The sequence below is a fragment of the Nostoc spongiaeforme FACHB-130 genome (genome assembly GCF_014698475.1).
In the GTDB taxonomy this organism is placed as follows: domain Bacteria; phylum Cyanobacteriota; class Cyanobacteriia; order Cyanobacteriales; family Nostocaceae; genus Nostoc_B; species Nostoc_B spongiaeforme.
This window is the reverse complement of sequence record NZ_JACJTB010000039.1, coordinates 36,339-52,886: the sequence shown is the minus strand read 5'-3', so window position 1 is coordinate 52,886 and position 16,548 is coordinate 36,339. Positions and strand designations below refer to the sequence as shown.

The 16,548-nt window shown below is 40.7% G+C and carries 17 protein-coding genes and 1 pseudogene; 10 read left to right on the top strand and 8 right to left on the bottom strand.

Translation table 11 applies throughout. The features are described from left to right. The first annotated feature begins 105 nt into the window (after positions 1-105). Both H6G74_RS31365 and ruvA read left to right on the top strand, forming a co-directional pair. Positions 106-423, top strand: a pseudogene (locus H6G74_RS31365) (HAD family hydrolase). A gap of 14 nt (positions 424-437) precedes the next feature. Then, positions 438-1,073 carry a Holliday junction branch migration protein RuvA gene (gene ruvA, locus H6G74_RS23460; RefSeq protein ID WP_190594631.1) on the top strand — a complete coding sequence of 212 codons (636 nt, stop codon included), beginning with the start codon at positions 438-440 and terminating at the stop codon, positions 1,071-1,073. Between the two features lie 467 nt (positions 1,074-1,540). On the opposite strand, the gene H6G74_RS23455 is transcribed toward ruvA, so the two are convergent. From H6G74_RS23455 to H6G74_RS23445, 3 genes are all read right to left on the bottom strand, one after another. After that, entirely contained in the window at positions 1,541-2,296 is a 756-nt protein-coding gene (locus H6G74_RS23455; protein WP_190969945.1) for a creatininase family protein, read from the bottom strand. A 280-nt stretch (positions 2,297-2,576) separates the two neighbouring features. After that, on the bottom strand, positions 2,577-4,061 hold the full coding sequence (locus H6G74_RS23450) for a M16 family metallopeptidase (RefSeq protein WP_190969944.1): 1,485 nt from the start codon (positions 4,059-4,061) through the stop codon (positions 2,577-2,579). A 102-nt stretch (positions 4,062-4,163) separates the two neighbouring features. Further along, a complete protein-coding gene (locus tag H6G74_RS23445) occupies positions 4,164-5,795 on the bottom strand; it encodes a M16 family metallopeptidase (RefSeq protein ID WP_190969943.1) in 1,632 nt (543 codons plus the stop codon). Between the two features lie 277 nt (positions 5,796-6,072). On the opposite strand from H6G74_RS23445, the gene H6G74_RS23440 reads away from it, so the two are divergent. Then, on the top strand, positions 6,073-6,687 hold the full coding sequence (locus H6G74_RS23440) for a TetR/AcrR family transcriptional regulator (protein WP_190969942.1): 615 nt from the start codon (positions 6,073-6,075) through the stop codon (positions 6,685-6,687). A 96-nt stretch (positions 6,688-6,783) separates the two neighbouring features. Here the strand turns inward: H6G74_RS23440 and H6G74_RS23435 are convergent, their stop codons facing one another. The 4 genes from H6G74_RS23435 to H6G74_RS23420 form a co-directional block, all read right to left on the bottom strand. Further along, on the bottom strand, positions 6,784-7,236 hold the full coding sequence (locus tag H6G74_RS23435; RefSeq protein ID WP_190969941.1) for a DUF4332 domain-containing protein: 453 nt from the start codon (positions 7,234-7,236) through the stop codon (positions 6,784-6,786). Between the two features lie 205 nt (positions 7,237-7,441). Further along, the gene (locus tag H6G74_RS23430) at positions 7,442-8,023 is read right to left on the bottom strand and encodes a TIGR04376 family protein (protein ID WP_190969940.1); all 582 of its coding nucleotides are present in this window, start codon (positions 8,021-8,023) and stop codon (positions 7,442-7,444) included. Positions 8,024-8,375: 352 nt separating this feature from the next. After that, complete coding sequence (locus H6G74_RS23425) at positions 8,376-9,260, bottom strand: alpha/beta fold hydrolase (protein ID WP_190969939.1); 885 nt, start codon at positions 9,258-9,260, stop codon at positions 8,376-8,378. Positions 9,261-9,380: 120 nt separating this feature from the next. Then, on the bottom strand, positions 9,381-9,878 hold the full coding sequence (locus tag H6G74_RS23420) for a HugZ family pyridoxamine 5'-phosphate oxidase (RefSeq protein ID WP_190969938.1): 498 nt from the start codon (positions 9,876-9,878) through the stop codon (positions 9,381-9,383). Positions 9,879-10,126: 248 nt separating this feature from the next. On the opposite strand from H6G74_RS23420, the gene H6G74_RS23415 reads away from it, so the two are divergent. The 6 genes from H6G74_RS23415 (at position 10,127) to H6G74_RS23390 (ending at position 14,238) form a co-directional block, all read left to right on the top strand. Then, complete coding sequence (locus tag H6G74_RS23415; RefSeq protein WP_190969937.1) at positions 10,127-10,522, top strand: type II toxin-antitoxin system RelE/ParE family toxin; 396 nt, start codon at positions 10,127-10,129, stop codon at positions 10,520-10,522. Then, a complete protein-coding gene (locus tag H6G74_RS23410) occupies positions 10,494-10,811 on the top strand; it encodes a helix-turn-helix domain-containing protein (protein WP_190969936.1) in 318 nt (105 codons plus the stop codon). The genes H6G74_RS23415 and H6G74_RS23410 overlap by 29 nt, the downstream gene beginning before the upstream one ends. A gap of 104 nt (positions 10,812-10,915) precedes the next feature. Next, entirely contained in the window at positions 10,916-12,400 is a 1,485-nt protein-coding gene (locus tag H6G74_RS23405; RefSeq protein WP_190969935.1) for a CIA30 family protein, read from the top strand. Positions 12,401-12,531: 131 nt separating this feature from the next. Continuing rightward, on the top strand, positions 12,532-12,879 hold the full coding sequence (locus tag H6G74_RS23400; RefSeq protein WP_190969934.1) for a hypothetical protein: 348 nt from the start codon (positions 12,532-12,534) through the stop codon (positions 12,877-12,879). A gap of 5 nt (positions 12,880-12,884) precedes the next feature. Continuing rightward, positions 12,885-13,277 carry a GFA family protein gene (locus H6G74_RS23395; RefSeq protein WP_190969933.1) on the top strand — a complete coding sequence of 131 codons (393 nt, stop codon included), beginning with the start codon at positions 12,885-12,887 and terminating at the stop codon, positions 13,275-13,277. Positions 13,278-13,863: 586 nt separating this feature from the next. After that, entirely contained in the window at positions 13,864-14,238 is a 375-nt protein-coding gene (locus H6G74_RS23390) for a hypothetical protein (RefSeq protein ID WP_190969932.1), read from the top strand. 214 nt (positions 14,239-14,452) lie between these two features. Here the strand turns inward: H6G74_RS23390 and H6G74_RS23385 are convergent, their stop codons facing one another. Further along, a complete protein-coding gene (locus tag H6G74_RS23385) occupies positions 14,453-15,241 on the bottom strand; it encodes a DUF1868 domain-containing protein (RefSeq protein WP_190969931.1) in 789 nt (262 codons plus the stop codon). Positions 15,242-15,472: 231 nt separating this feature from the next. Here H6G74_RS23385 and holA point away from each other — a divergent pair, with 231 nt between their 5' ends. After that, positions 15,473-16,474: a DNA polymerase III subunit delta gene (gene holA, locus H6G74_RS23380; protein ID WP_190969952.1), complete on the top strand. Its 1,002-nt coding sequence runs from the start codon at positions 15,473-15,475 to the stop codon at positions 16,472-16,474. The last annotated feature ends 74 nt before the right edge of the window (positions 16,475-16,548 follow it).

Genomic DNA, 16,548 nt, shown 5'->3' with positions numbered 1-16,548 from the left:
AGTCCAGTAGAGTCACGAATCAATTTTCTGATTGCAGCGATCGCACAAACCAAACAAGGTCTGTGTCAGATAATTTTTCTCTTAAAATCGGAATTTGCAGATAAAATTTTACCACAGATTGAGACAAAATCACGAAAGTATGCTTTAAATATAAAGTTAATCTCTCACAACGGTTTTGACCTCGACATTGTACCGTTTTTCAGCGTTCAGGGTCAGACAACGGAGTTTCTTCGGCAAAGATAGCAATTTGCAGCAGAAAAAACAGTTGTCTGGAGTGATTCAGGTAATGATATTGCATTGTTCGCTGTGGGCAATCAACGGGGAATCATGTTTAGTAATGCTCAATGGCATACTAAAAATCCGACTGACTATCGGTACTCAGTACAAAACCCTTGTGTTGAGGGAATTCTAAAAGTTTTGTAATATTGTGGATTCTTATGATTAGCTATCTCAAAGGTCTTGTTGCGGGTGTTCAGACAATTGGCGGTAATCGCGTCATTTTGACGATCGAAGTCAATGGTATTGGTTACGATTTGCAAGTTCCCCAAAGGTTAGCACAGCAGTTACCAGAATCAGGCGGAGTGGCGCAAATTTTCACTCATTACCAAATTCGGGAAGAAGTGCCTTTACTGTATGGCTTTGCTTCACCAGCAGAACGAGATTTATTTCGCCACCTGCTAACGGTTAGCGGTATTGGTGCAGCATTGGCGATCGCCCTCTTAGATACCTTGGAATTACCAGATTTAGTCCAAGCCATCATTGCAGGTAACACCCAAATCTTAATTCAAGCCCCTGGAGTGGGCAAAAAAACCGCAGAACGCATCTGTTTAGAACTGAAAAGCAAATTGATTGAATGGCGCAAATCAGCAGGGTTCTTCGTCGCTACAGGCGGCCCAGCACCAGGGATTTTAGAAGAAGTGCAGATGACTTTGTTCGCTTTGGGTTACACAGCCCACGAAGTTAGCCACGCCTTACACGTTGTGAGTGAAGACATTGGACTACCAAAAGATGCTTATGTGGAAGATTGGATTAAACAAGCGATCGCCCACCTCAGCAGCGAACAAGTACAGTAATATAGGAATCCGGTTTGATTTCCGAATCTACTTGTGTAGACAGGGAGTAGGGAATAGGGAGTCGGGAGTAGGAAAGAAACTGTATCTAAGTGTATTGATTTTTTTCCTAAATCAAATATGAGTTCTGTCTCAATTCATAATGGTGATGCGTCTGCCATATAAAAAAATTAACGCAGCGACAGAGCAGGGTAATAGCTATGACACCAGAAGAAGAATGTCTCAAGATTTATCTAGTTGTAGCTAGAATCACATGGACTGAGGAATGAAGGAATAGCTGCTAAAATCCCTTCAATTTCATGAAGCTGTACATTATTCGCCTTAAAACTTCCTCAGTTACTCGCTCTAGTTTTTTCTCTCCTTGTATGAAACCACCCTGGCTTTTTAACGAGGGTTAGGGGGGATCGAAATGCTACTAGGCAACTTTATCAGACTTGTGTGTACACTGTAGCTTTAATCAAACCAGAACCCTATATACCTTCATCGGCGTTGAGAAATTTTAAATATCCATTACTCAGTTCTTTCACCGCCAAGTCATAAAATTGCTTACCATGTTCTGGTGTGGCTAAGGCGGGATTTGAACCCATACGTCCATCTGGGTAACGGTTGCGAAAGTCGGCGGCGCTATAAATGTTATGTCCCCGCGCCACTTCTGGAGAAAGGGGTGCTTGCTTAATGGCTTCGGGATAAACATATTGAGTCACAGCTACTTCACTGGGGGTAGCATGAGAACCTTCTTGATCAGCGTATAATTCTTTAGCCAACTCAAATACAGATTTACACATAAACCAGTTAGCTACTTGACATTGCACTTGATGAGCATGAGCGATTTGTAAATCTTCTAGGTAAGCATAAGTTTCTGAAAAAGCTGCTTTGAGGGTAGCAATATTACCACCATGACCGTTAATAAAGTAGAACTTTTTAAAACCAACTTTGACTAAACTGGTTACATAGTCTCGCACGACTTGAATTAAAGTGCTAGGACGGAGACTAATTGTACCGGGAAAGGCGGTGTGGTGTAATGCCATACCTACATTGATTGTAGGGCCAACGATCGCTCCAGTCACATCACCCACACCACGGGCGATCGCTTCTGCACAAATCGCATCAGTCCCAATTAACCCCGTCGGCCCATGTTGTTCTGTAGAACCAATGGGGAAAATTATCCCCTGAGATTGCTGTAAATAAGCTTCAACTTCTTGCCAAGTACTTAAATGCAGTAACATTCTTAATCTACGTCCTTGTGATAATTGCTGTAGCTGTCTAATTTCTCGACTTGATAATTAACTCGCCACTAACTCGACTTTAGCCAAATTCAGCAATTTCTACCGCAGTTTTTCATAGATGGATATGGGGGGAGCAATACGGTTCGGTTAAGATATCTCTTCATTCAAGCAGCAGGGGAACGGAGGAGCAGAGGAGCAGGAGAGAGGTTACTGTCAATTCTCCCTTGCTCCCTTGCTCCCTGCTCCCTTCCCCCCTGCTTCTTTTGTCAGTCCTAGATGATTAATTCTTGGCTTGTGATGGTGAACCAGGAATTGTCACATCGATGGGTGTGACTTGTTTGGCTAAACCTGTTAACGGTGGTTTAATTGCGGTTTGATTTCCCACAACTAAAGTTATCAGGTTTTCTGGTTTGAGATATTGCTTGGCTACCCGTTGCACATCGGCGGCGGTAGTGGCGGCGACGGCTTTTTGATAACGGAACAAAAAGTCTGATGGATAGCCGTAATATTCATAGCGCATCAGCCGTGATAAGGTTTGACCGGGGTCTTGAAAATTAAACACAAAAGAATTGAGAGTCGATTCTTTGGCAAAGGCTAGTTCTTGGGCTGTTACTGGTTGTGCTTGAATACGTTTAATTTCGGTTTGTAAGGATTTCACAAACTGGACGGTAGCCTCAGAACGGGTTTGTCCGCCAGCCAAGAAAATACCGGGATAATCAAACCGGGGACTCCAGTAACCATATACAGAGTAAGCTAAACCTTGGCGCGATCGCACTTCATTAAATAAGCGTCCACCAAAACCATTTAACACCCCATTCAAAACATCCAGTGCGGCATAGTCGGGGCTGTCGAATTGTCCGCCTAAATGCCCTAAAAGTACACTACTTTGAGTTAACTGGGGCTGATTAACAAAAAATACTCCGCCTTTGTTAGCTGGGGAAACCTTTGGTAACTGGGGTTTAGTGATTTTGGGGTTACGTCGCCAATTACCTAATTTAGCTTGAATGAGCGATCGCATTTTTTTACTATCAAAATCGCCCACAATCCCCAAAATTATATTATTGGGATGAAAGTATTGCTGGTAAAACTGGACTAAATCTTCCCGGCGAATTTTATCCAATGTGGCATATTCCACAGTCCGAGAATATGGACTTTCCTTGCCATAAACCAATTTTCTAAATTCTCGGCTGGCAATACTATTAGGATCATCATTGCGGCGGGCAATTCCCCCTTTAGTTTGGTTCTTGGCTAAATCCAGTTTATCTTGGGCAAATACTGGTTCCCGCAGTACTTCCGCAAATAAACCAAACACCGTGTCCACATCTTCAGTTAGCGCCTCAAAACTTGCACTCCCGGAACCCTCACCAATACTTGTTTCTACCGATGCAGCCCGTTGTTCTAAGATTTCATTGAGTTCATCTGGCGAATGCTGCTTAGTTCCCCCAGTCCGCATGACTGCACCTGTTAAACCAGCTAACCCAACTTTATCACCTGGTTCCCAACGGCTACCAGTCCGCACCAAAGCCGAACCACTCACTAACGGCAGTTCATGATCTTCTACTAAGTACACAACTAAGCCATTTTGTAAAGCAAAGCGTTCATATTTGGGTAACTTGACCGCAGGTAAAGGTGGTAATTTTAACTCTGTGTAATGTTTGGCTGTTGTTGTCGCTGCTAAAGAAAAGTCAAAAGTCAAAAGTAAAAAGGCAAAGGCAAACATGACAACATAAATCAACCTTTTACCATGCAATAGTTTGAATTTCATCGACCTCTTACCCTTCACCTGATGTTTATATCTGTCCATATTTCTTCGCGCCCTACCCTTCGGGAAGCCACTTCGTGTCTATGCGTTCTTTGTGGTTCGTTTTCATCCTTGCTTCGACAACAACTTACCAATAGTGCGATTTTCGGGTGTAAACGCTGCTTTGGCGACTCGTTGAATATTCGCCGGAGTTACCGCCGCAATTTCATCCAATTGCTTGAACAAGTTTTGCCAATCACCTGTTTTTACTTCATATTCCAACAACAACTGCGCCATCCCTGTATTAGAATCAAGGCTGCGGAGTAAATCGGCTCTGGCTTGAGTTTTCACACGCTGTAATTCGGTGGCTGTGACTGGTTGAGTTTTTAAGTTCTCAATTTCTTGGCGTAAACCCGTGGCTAACTCATCCACAGTGTGACCGGGAGCCGTCAGGGCATAAAATAGCAGCAAATTGGGATATTTGTCGCCAGGAAAACCGCTATAACCTTGGGCTGTCAGGGCGAGTTGTTGTTTTTCCACCAAAGATTTATACAATCTGGAAGTGCGCCCTTCACTCAACAGTCGGCTGATAATTTCATACACAGCGTTATCGGGATGGGTAACTGCCGGACGGTGATAACCTTCTAAATACCAAGGTTGGGAAGGTAATTCTAAAGTGACTTCTTGTGTTTTAGTTTGCTTGGGTTCTACAGGAATTTTCGATTGGGGTTTGGGTTTGCTGGGAAAACGCCCAAAGTAAATTTGTGCGAGTCGTTTGACTTCATTGGGGTTAACATCACCAACAATTGCGATCGCTAAATTATTTGGTGCATAGTAAGTATCAAAAAACTGCTGCACATCTGCTGGTGTGAGGTTACGGATATCTTCGTCATAACCAATCACAGGCCGCCTGTACGGATGAACTTTATACGCTGCATCGATAAATTTCTCAATCATCAACCCAATCGGCGAATTCTCCACCCGTAAGCGCCGTTCTTCTAAAATTACATCTTTTTCTTTATAAAACTCTCGACTGAGTACAGGTTCTAAAAATCGCTCCGACTCCAGCGACATCCAAAGTTCTAATTTATTAGATGGAAAGCTGTAAAAATAACGAGTGGCTTCGGTGGAAGTATTCGCATTTAAGCCTACACCTCCCGCTTGTTCCACAATTTGCCCCATCTCGTTTTGCTTGACTAGCTTGGCGGCTTGGGCTTCTACTTGCTTAAATTCGGCCTGTAACCGCGCCACATCAGCTTTGTTATTCTCTGCTTTAGCTGTTCTAATTTGACTATCTAACTGTTCTAGGCGTTCTAAAAGCGGTTTTTCAGCTTTGTAATCTGTAGTACCAATCCGTTGCGTACCTTTAAAAGCTAAATGTTCTAGAAAGTGTGCTACACCTGTTTTCTTATCCGGCTCATCCACACCACCAACATCAGCATAGGTTAAAAATGAAACAACAGGCGCTTGGTGGCGTTCTAAAACAATGAACTTCATCCCATTGTCCAGTTGAAACTTCGTCAATTGCTTGACTACCCGATCTAAATAAGGCTGAATCGAGCTTTTATCTGGTGCTTTGCTGGGTTGAACTGTGCGTGGTGGCGGTGGTGCAGTTTGAGTTTGCGCCACCGCCATTTCTGGAATCGTTCCCCACGAGAATATCGTTAATGCCAAAAAAGCAATTAACAGACGAGATAATCTGCTCAACACTTGATTTACACCATTTACAACTACTTGTCGGCTACTAATCTGATTCATAAGCAACCATGAATTTTACGAGTAAGATAATCATTTTATTAGTAGCATCCAACATTAGTGTATGGTGAAGAGCCAGTTAGCTGCTTTGCCAATAACTCAGAATTTTTAGATTGCTCAATTTGGAGAATCCAACTTCTTTTGTAAAGTTTCACTACCTGAGAAACAGGTCAATATTTGGGCAGGGCGTTAATCTTGTATTAAGCTTTCCGTGCTTTTTGTAATCGATGTTAGACAATAATGCTACCTATCTCGTCCCGGAAATCACACCGTAACTGTTATGCGAGTTTTTAATTCTCCCCCACCTTCAGAAGCACAAACACGCAACCGCATTTTACAAGCGGCGCGGCGACTATTTGCCTCGCAAGGATTTGATGGTACAACTACCCGCGATTTAGCCCAAGCTGCGGGTGTGGCTGAGGGTACGTTATTTCGGCATTTTCCGAATAAAAAAGCCATTTTGGTGGAAGTGGCGACGGGTGGCTGGGTGGAGATATTAACGGATTTGCTAACAGAATTGAGTGAAATGGGCAGTTATAAGGCTGTAGCCCAGGTGATGCGCCGGAGGATGTGGAATTTCCAGAAAAATGCTGATTTGATGCGGGTGTGTTTTATGGAAGTGCAGTTTCACCCTGATTTACGCGATCGCATTCAAATAGAAGTTATCAATAAAATGACAGATGTCGCTGAAGCCTTTTTTCAAACGGCGATGGATAAAGGCATTTACCGCCAAATCGATGCCAAACTTGTTGCTAAAGTATTTTTAGGGATGTTTGCGATCGCAGGTTTCTCTAATAACACCCTCATGGAACCAGACGCTTCTCCCCAAGAAATGCAGCACATGGCTGAAGGATTGGCGGATATTTTTCTCAATGGAGTATTGGTGAAGGAGTAGGAGGCAGGGAGCAGGGAGACAAGGGAGCAGGGGAGACAAGGGAGACATATTTATTCAGCACTCAGCACTCAGCACTCAACACTCAGCACTCAACACTCAGCACTCAGCACTCAGCACTGTCTTAGCTTGTTGACTCCATTGCTGGACTAACTCAATTGATGGACACAAGTCTCGTCGTTGCAAGGTTGCTACTTGCAAACGCATAATTTGTCTGTGCAATCTATGGCTGGGAGTTTGGACTAATTGGGCGACAGAACCGATTCCTGCATGAAGCAATAAGCCACAATATTGTGTGCCAACACTGGGAATGCGGGATAAATCAGCTAGTGCTACCCATTTATTGACATACTGAAGATGAACTTGTAGTTTACTAGCTAACGCTAATCTAGCTTCTAGAGTTTTGCCTTGATTGAAGAGACTGCGGGTAGTTTTAATGCCGCAAATTTGTAGTTGCGATCGCTCTTCTTGACTCAATCCCGGTAATTGTTCAATCGGCCAGTCACCAGATTGAATCAAACTTCGGCTTTTATCTTGAGGTTTAGCAGACATTTTTGAAAAATCAAATATAGATTTACTCTAAATATTGTGACTTTAAGAGAGGATGCAGAAGTCAGCAGTTAAGAGAATAGTAGGTTGGGTGTAGCGATAGCGTAACCCAACATTCTCAAGTCCTGTTGGATTCCGTTCCTCCACCCAACCTACAACTCGACGTTCTCGCAGGATACGGAAGTTCTACCCTACACCCCTAAGATTTTCACTTCTTGCCTAAATTTCGCTTCATTGCTTCTAATTCGTCTTCTGTTTCCCAACGACGGAATTTTTCTTCTAAATCATCGAAACTTCTCGAAGTACTTGTAGAAGAATTCCACCAACCGTTAGTGTCTATGCGTTGTTGTTGGGCTTGGGTTTGAGCGCGTACTGTTTGGGCTTCTGCGGCTTTGGCTTGTACTTCCTGTCTGCGTACCTGGATTTTTCGCAATAATTCTTGAGATTGATTCAGGCGTTCTTTTAGCCCTTGCATGTGTCCCCATTTTTGATTTCCTTCCCGCAATAGGGCAGCTTCTCGTTCTTGGGCGGCGGCGGCTAAGTCTTGTCTACCCGCATCTTTGGCTTTCTGCACACGGATGTGCCAACGCTGAATTTCTTGGGCGGTGGAGAGAATATCGTCTTGCGATCGCTTTTCTTGGATTTGTAAATCTGCTATTAGCTTTAAAGTATCTTCTTCTTGCTGACGCAGTTGCTCTAACAGCGCCTCTAACTCCAAATGTGGATTATTACGCAAGAATTCTTCTAAACGGTTTTCTAAAAACCGACTGAAATCATCAAATAAGCCCACTGCCAGAACTCCAGGGTTGGGTGCGTGACTATTTTATTGTAGTCAATTATTCCCAATTCACAATTCGTCTTTTGGTCGAAGTGAATTGTTAAGTAACCGTTATATAGCCGAAATATTATGAATACTTTACACAATCTTCTCAATATTTCTTGATATTATCCCCTCTGCTGACTTTTTATTTTCAAGTTAAATATATCTGTGATTATCAATGATGAATTGAGCAATCTAAAAATAACTTTCTAATTCTTACCAAATTGTAGTTAACAATCATCATGGCAAATTATATTATAATTCCAAGAGAGGTGAAGGTTTAGAGTTTGTAATTGAACTACCTATTAGATAAATTCTGGTGCTATAAATGCTGCTGTAATAAACTAATTATGACTTCTGGTAATTCTAAATGAGAGAGGACTCCAGCATCTGTGATCGCATAAAATTTAGAAACAGCATTGGGATTTAAATTCGCCAACCTCCGCCCTAATTTGATACTCGTAAATTGTGCTTCTTCACCCCAAAAAAACACAGTTGGGATAGTTAACTGTTGCAGATATAAACTCAAATCAAAATATAAATCACCCCGCAAAAATGCCAAAGCTGCAAACCTAGCGTTAGGTTGTTGTGCTGAAGTTAAATAAGCGGCGACCATTTCTGACGAAACACGTCCGGGTTTAGCAAACAAAAAACTTTGTAAAAAATTTCGCACTGCTAATTCATTCTCTGCACCCAAAGCATAGATTAAACTATCTACTAGCGGTGTATTGATAACAGAAAGTGGTAGCCTACGTCCAGCACCTTGACCAAAATCATCAAACCCCGAAGGACAAACTAAATATAATGATTGAAATAATTGCAGTTGATTAATAGCCAAACGAATAGTTAAAGCAGCCGTCAGAGATGAGGCGATAACTGTTACAGGTTGGCGACAAGTTTGAGTAATAAATTCAGCCAGCGTCGTCAAATAGTCCTTAATTTGATAATCGCGTACCGGGTGTGCAGAATCTCCCCAACCAATTAAATCAGGCGCTAAAATACGATATTTGTCTGCGAACGCTGGGTACACCTTCGACCATTCATAAGCCGAAGCGCCACCCCCAAAATTATGTAGAAATAATAGTGGAGGTAAATCTTCAATATCAGCATTCAACCAAGGTGCAGATGTCTGAGTATAATACGCCATCGTTCCCAAGGAAGTATGAATCACTTTCTGCCCAAAGCCAGGAGGTTGAAATTGAAGCATAAAAAGTATGAAGTATGAAGTGTGAAGTCAAGATATTCCTAGATACTTTACAAACATCTCTCTCCCTTGTCTTCCTTCCCTCCCTTGTCTCCCTCGTCTTCTAACAAAATAATCAAAAACCTAGCGATTATCCCTCGTAATATGAGTTAATTCATTTAAATTGTCGCCACTAATTTTATAAGCATTACCAAAACCAAGGACAAAACGGCCAGAACTGGGAATTAGTTGAAAAATCCGAAAATCACCCAAGCTTTTTAAGACTTCAATCATTTCACCAAAGCGTTCTTGCAGTTGGTCAACAATTTTATTCCAAGTCTCTGTATCTCGTTCGATTAACGTCGCAGTACAATCAAAACTTAGACGACGACGAGCAAAAATGTTATTACTTTTTGTTTCATCTTCAATAAATAAAATACTCACACGGGGATTAGCATAAATATTTTGGGTGTGGGCTGCCAAGTCGCTGATATAAATATAAATATTTTTGGCTGCATCACTGACGAAAGGTGCATAACTACTATTAGGTATGCCCTCTGGATTAACAGTGCTAATAATGACACTCTGAAACTCTTGCAGAAAATTTGCATATTCAGTTTGAGCGTTTTCTAGTTGGCTCATAAGTAAGTTTTTGTATGATTAACAACATTTAGGTAAGTATTTTAGCGTTTTGGGCGATCGCCAAAACACCAATTTATTGTACCTACTTCCTCATCTTGAAGACTAAATCGGAATTAGCTACAGACATCGCCAAAATCCTATCAGTGATTGGCGAGATCAAGAAAACCATTATTTCTTAGATGTGCCTACACTATATCCATCCTAAACTATAGTACTTAGTGCTATAGTTTAACCAAAGAGACTATAAAATGGAAATTTACAAAAACCGTACTTTTGACCGTTGGGCGCGGAAGGAAGGCTTAAACAATCTTAGTCTCTGTAACGCTGTAAACGAAATGGCAGCAGGGCTTTATGATGCTGACCTGGGAGGTGGATTGTTTAAAAAACGCATAGCAAAACCAGGGAAAGGTAAGAGTGGTGGATTTCGGACACTAGTAGCTACTAATAATGAAGATCGTTGGTTTTTTATTTTTGGATTTTCAAAAAACGAACGCAGTAACATTGACAAAGATGAAGAAGAAGCTCTGAAAATGTTATCCAAGCAATTACTTGCTTATACACATGATGAGCTTGAGCAGGCAAAAAATAGTAATGCGTTAATAGAGGTGATTTGTAATGCGGAAGAAAAAATCAGCAATTCTTGAAGCAGTTCATGAGACAGCAAAAGACCTACACAAAGCTGGGCTAATGAATCAAACTACATTGCGCGACTTTGAACACCTATGTCTACCTCCTATTGAGCCACTAGAACCTAATCAAATTAAAGAAATACGGGAAGCATCTCAAGTCAGTCAAGCTGTTTTTGCACGTATTTTGAATATAAGTCCTTCAACAGTTCAAAAATGGGAAATAGGACAAAAAAAGCCTAGTGGAGCATCTCTTAAGCTACTGCACTTAGTAAAAAACCGTGGATTAAACAGTGTTTTGTATTAAAATTTTTGGCTCGTAAAACTTCCTTACGGGTTATTTCTATAATTTAACTTGTAAACTATTATTCACCTCTAGTCACTCAAAAAAATTTTAATGAGGACGTAATTGTGAATGACAAAAATCGTTATCAATGGGACTTAGGCAGGTTTATCAATACCTTGTCTTACTTCGAGGTTATTCCTTTTCTCAACTGCATACACAAACTTATCCAAGGTCGTTCCCAAGACACACAACATAGACCTAATGGAGAAAAAAGCGTGGGTGTAATACTAGTAGCGGGTGCAACAGGTGGACTTGGTAAGCGAGTCGTCAGACGACTTAGAGAACAAGGTTATCAAGTGCGCGGTTTAGTACGTGATATTGACAAAGCAAGGTCAATTTTAGGTAACGATGTTGACTTAGTAGTTGCAGACATCACCAAACCCGAAACTTTAACCGCATTAGTCATGGCGAATATTCAAGCCGTGATTTGTTGCACAGCAGTACGTGTCCAACCAGTGGAAGGCGACACCGCCAATAGAGACAAATATTATCAAGGCGTGAAATTTTACCAGCCGGAAATTGTCGGTGACACTCCCGAAAACGTCGAATATCAAGGTGTAAAAAACTTAGTCGAAGCAGCAGCCAAATATCTCCCCGCAGCTAATGAAAAACTGATTTTTGATTTTACCCATCCCTCTGCTGAATTAAGAAATATTTGGGGTGCATTAGATGATGTGGTCATGGGTGGAGTGAGTTCTAGTAATATTCAACTCATAGACAATGCTGCTTTGTTTGCTGGTAATGTTTCTACCGCTAACTCCGGTGGTTTTGCATCTGTGAGAACCAAAAACTTTGACCCACCTTTTAATTTATCTGGTTACACAGGTGTAGAACTACGAGTTAAAGGTGATGGACAACGTTATAAACTCTTTCTCCGCCCTGATGCAACGTGGGATGGCTTGGGTTATAGCTATTCTTTTGATACCGTAGCTAATACTTGGACAAATATTCGCATTCCTTTTGCAGAATTAACACCTGTATTTCGGGCAAAAACGGTTAAAGATGCTCCACCATTAAATACTAGTAGAATTAGCTCATTTCAACTGATGTTGAGCAAATTTGAATATGATGGGGCGTTAAATCCCAAATTTACCCCTGGTGGTTTTTGTTTGCAGGTGGAATCTATTAAAGCCTACGGAGAGAAAACTTTACCAAAATTTATTCTTGTTAGTTCCGCAGGTGTCACCCGTCCCGGAAGACCAGGAATTAATTTAGATGAAGAACCTCCCGCAGTCAAATTAAATGACCAGTTAGGTGGTATTTTAACCTGGAAATTAAAAGGCGAGGATAGTTTAAGAGCTAGTGGCATTCCTTACACAATTATTAGACCTTGCGCCTTAACTGAAGAAAGTGGTGGACAGGAGTTAATTTTAGAACAAGGTGATAACATTCGGGGCAAAATCAGCCGCGAGGATGTGGCAGAAGTTTGCGTACAAGCGTTAGAAGAAAGTCAAGTGCATAATGTCATTTTTGAAATCAAAGCAACAGAAAATAAAGTAAAATTTCGCAATTGGGAGACGCTATTTTCTGGTTTACAACCTGATAAATAAATCAATACTCTATAGATTGATTAATATATATCAGCATACTTTGTTGGATGGTGCGATCGCACTACCCAACCTTGTTTAACTTTGCTGTATCTTATTCCTTCGCGCCCTTAGAGTTCTTTGCGGTTTGGACAATGAAAAGCATTCAAGCATTAGGAATTGTAGTGGCTTTAGTGATCATTATCTGGGCTGGGTTATTCTCTAACACCGCATCATCACAGCAAATTGAATCTCGTCTGAATAACTTACAAGCCGATTTTAATCGTATGGAGTCGCGGTTAAATCAAATAGAATCTCAACTCGGAAACACGCGTCAATCTCCTAACTCGCGCACACGAATTACCGTACCACAATCAACTCGACGGAATTTATCACAAGCACAACGGGATCAAATGTTTGACCGTTTAGCAACTTTAGTGGTTGAATTAAAACAACAAGTTAATACTTTAGAGCAACGCATTACTAAATTAGAATCTCGTTAATTAATATGGCAGCAAATATTTCAGATGCAATGACATACGAGGGTGGTTGTCATTGCGGCGCGGTACGTTTTCGAGTTGTTGTTAACAACCACAAAGTTGATGATTGTAACTGTTCTATTTGTCGAAAAAAGGGATTTTTGCATTTGATAGTCCCACGGGAACAATTTACTTTATTACAAGGTGAAGCCGAGTTAATAACTTACAAATTTAATACAGGCGTTGCTCAACATAAATTTTGTAAGACTTGCGGGATACATTCTTTTTATATTCCCCGCAGCCATCCTGATTGTATTGATGTCAATGTACGCTGTTTAGATGGCGATGTCATCTCCAATTTTAAAATTGTGCCTTTTGATGGGATGAATTGGGAAGAAAATATTCACAAGTTGATTAATTAACATGATTGTCAATAAAGAGAATAGGCAAAAAATTTATTTGGATAACTTACAAATCTCTCTCTACCTTGTCTCCCTCATCTCCCTTGTCTCTATTATTCACATATCAATAAGTAATTACATTGGTGTTTATAATTTAAATTAGCTTCCTTAATAACTCGCAGAAACAAAAAAGGTGAAATAGGAAATAAAAATCTACTGAATTGTTGCGAAACGTAAACAATAATCAGCTTAAATTCCTGATTTATTCAAAAGTTGGGAGCTATTTTTCACAAATTATTTATAACTGCTATAGTGTTAATGTATGCTCTAGGGTGAGGGCAGAAAAGTTATCTGCGATTTATTGTTATTTGAAGAAAAAACACAAAATATATATTTTTGTAGAGCAATTGCTAAAGAAAGATGATGAAACTCCAAACACAGGCGATTGAGATTATATAAAAGTTGTACTAGGAGTGAATGGATATCTGATTAGCCTGTTTTACAAGCTGATATATCTGAATAAAGGGAATCTCTTCAGTCAAGCAAGTATAGGAAAATTATTCAGTTTGTATCAGTAATTAACCCTTTGAAATTAGGGAAAATTTCTATGAATCAACCATATCTCTCTCCCGATGATTTACCTTCTCATAAAACAACACTAATTAGTGAAGTATTACTTAGTCAGTTAGAAGAGACAGTCAAACAAAGGTTTTTCGCCGTTTGCGATCGCTCCGTCCGCCTTTTATTATCTAGTTGTCATTGGTATTTCAAGATCAATAGCGGTATTCTCATATTAATTATGGTTTGCCATGATATCGAAAGTTATCAGAATATTATGATGACTGTGCCGCATTTAGCGGAAAAGTTAAAGCAATTTGCCAACCAAGCCAAAATTAGTATTAGTTCTCCAGTTAACCAAGGCATTCCTTGGGTAATCAGTGTCAATGATATCTTTTTCGGAGAAGAATCATCTGAACGTTGACTCCTAATAAATCAAGGGGTGTATCAACTCAAATCTTGCATTAGCAGACTGAAGTTACAGGCCAGTTGCTAAAAAAAATACTGGCTTGGCTACACAGGCAAAACCCACTAAGCCGCTAGTAAGTCGCTGTTTGTGTAGCCTTAAACTCCAGTCTAAGAGGTACAAATTTAACAATGAACAGTGAACAGTCATCAATAAAACACTGATAACTGATTTAAAAATCTAAACTCGGCCAGTCTGGTTCACGATAATAACGTGTCATATCATCAAACTTCCGCAATTCAACCCGGTTAACCAGAAATTCTGGTGAATTTTCTAGCCACTGTTGATTTAATTGTGCAAGTAAATCACTGAATTTATTACGGTCTAAATCTGGCACAATATCACCAAAATAGCCCAATGTAATGTGGGCTGTGAGGTGATAATGTTGTTCAATCCCCAATGCAATCAATTTGGGATTTTGATAAATTGTGCGGCGAAATTGAATAATCTGTTCATAAGAACTTTCATCTTTGGGAACTAAACAAACAGCCAAGGCTCTTGGCATGAGAACTAATCCCAACATTTGCCAGTAAATTGGCTTACTTCCTGGTGTTATGGTTTGTTGATATTGTTGAAAAATTTCTTCACAGTAATGGCGTAATTCTTCCTCAAACTTAGGATTTTTCTCACAAGCATCAAGATAAGCATGATCCCAAATCAAATCTGCCAAAGTTAAATGAAAGCTGGCAGGTGGTACAGGGACAATCAAATCCTGGTTTACAGGTAACTGTAAAAGTTGCTGTTGGTAAGTTGTTAAGGTTGCATAGAAAGCAGCGTTTTCAGCTGCTTCCTCCGCAGTTGGGGTAATTAATGTATAACCAGGAAAAGGCGCTGCTTGTCTTGTTCCAGAAGTAGGTAAAAATTTAGAAGACTCCTGGATATGCTGAACTTGGGTTTTGTATGATTCTGGTAGCATCATTCTTGCTACCCGGTTCAGGTAAGTTTGGTAGTTGTCGTCCAATCTTCAATAGCCTCACGTTCTTACTTGATAGATTTTAGGGAAAATTATCCAGTTGTGACTAAGTTGACTTAAAAAGTATTGAGGATTTGGGAAAGGGAGTGGGAAGTGTGGGAGGGGTGGGAGGCGTGGGAGGATAGTGAAGAAATCTTTCCCCCCACACTCCCCACACTCCCTACACTTCCCACACTCCCCACACTCCCCATTCCCTTCACAGACACGAGGTTTATATATATGCCGGTTTTGGTTTACTGGGGTGAAGATGACTTTGCTATGGAAAAAGCGGTTAATTCGTTGCGCGATCGCATTTTAGATCCCCTGTGGACAGATTTTAACTATTCTTATTTTGCGCCTGATCAATCTGATGCGGCGATTTCGGCTTTAAATCAAGCGATGACACCGGCTTTTGGTGCTGGTGGACGTTTGGTTTGGCTGATGAACACTAACCTCTGTCAACAATGTCCTGAAAATGTATTGGCGGAGTTGACACGCACCTTACCAGTCATTCCCGAAAATTCCTATTTATTGCTTACCAGTCGCAATAAACCAGATGAACGGCTGAAATCTACCAAATTGCTGAAACAAGTCGCCACAGAGTTTCGGGAATTTTCGCTGATTCCCCCGTGGAAGACGGAATTAATTGTGCAAGCTGTTCAGCAAGCGGCGCAAACAGTAGGAGTGCAACTCGCGCCGAAAACTGCGGAACTGTTAGCCGAAGCTGTGGGTAATGATACAAGGCTGCTTTACAACGAGTTAGAGAAATTGCGGCTGTATCATCTGGATAGTAAAAAGCCTTTAGATGTTGAGACAGTTAGTAAATTAGTCAGAAATACTACGCAAAATAGTTTACAATTAGCAGCAGCAATTAGAACAGGCGATACAGGCAAAGCTTTAACTGTGTTGACTGACTTGCTAAATGCGGCCGAACCAGGATTGCGGATAGTGGCAACATTAATTGGTCAATTTCGCACTTGGTTATGGGTCAAAATTGTCACAGATAGCGGTGAGCGTAACCCGCAAGCGATCGCTCAAGCTGCTGATGTCAGCAACCCTAAACGTATCTACTTTTTACAACAAGAAGTCAAATTCTTGTCTGTGCAGCAACTAATTTCGTGTTTACCGTTACTGTTGGAGTTAGAAGTCAGCCTTAAGCAAGGATCTGCGGAAATATCCACACTCCAAACCAAAGTAATTGAACTTTGTCAAATATGTAAAGGCAACGGAAAATACATATAAAATTTCGGTACACTGAAATTTCGATTGGAACTTCTCACTCCCAAAATAATTCACAATCAATAAAGCACCCCTAC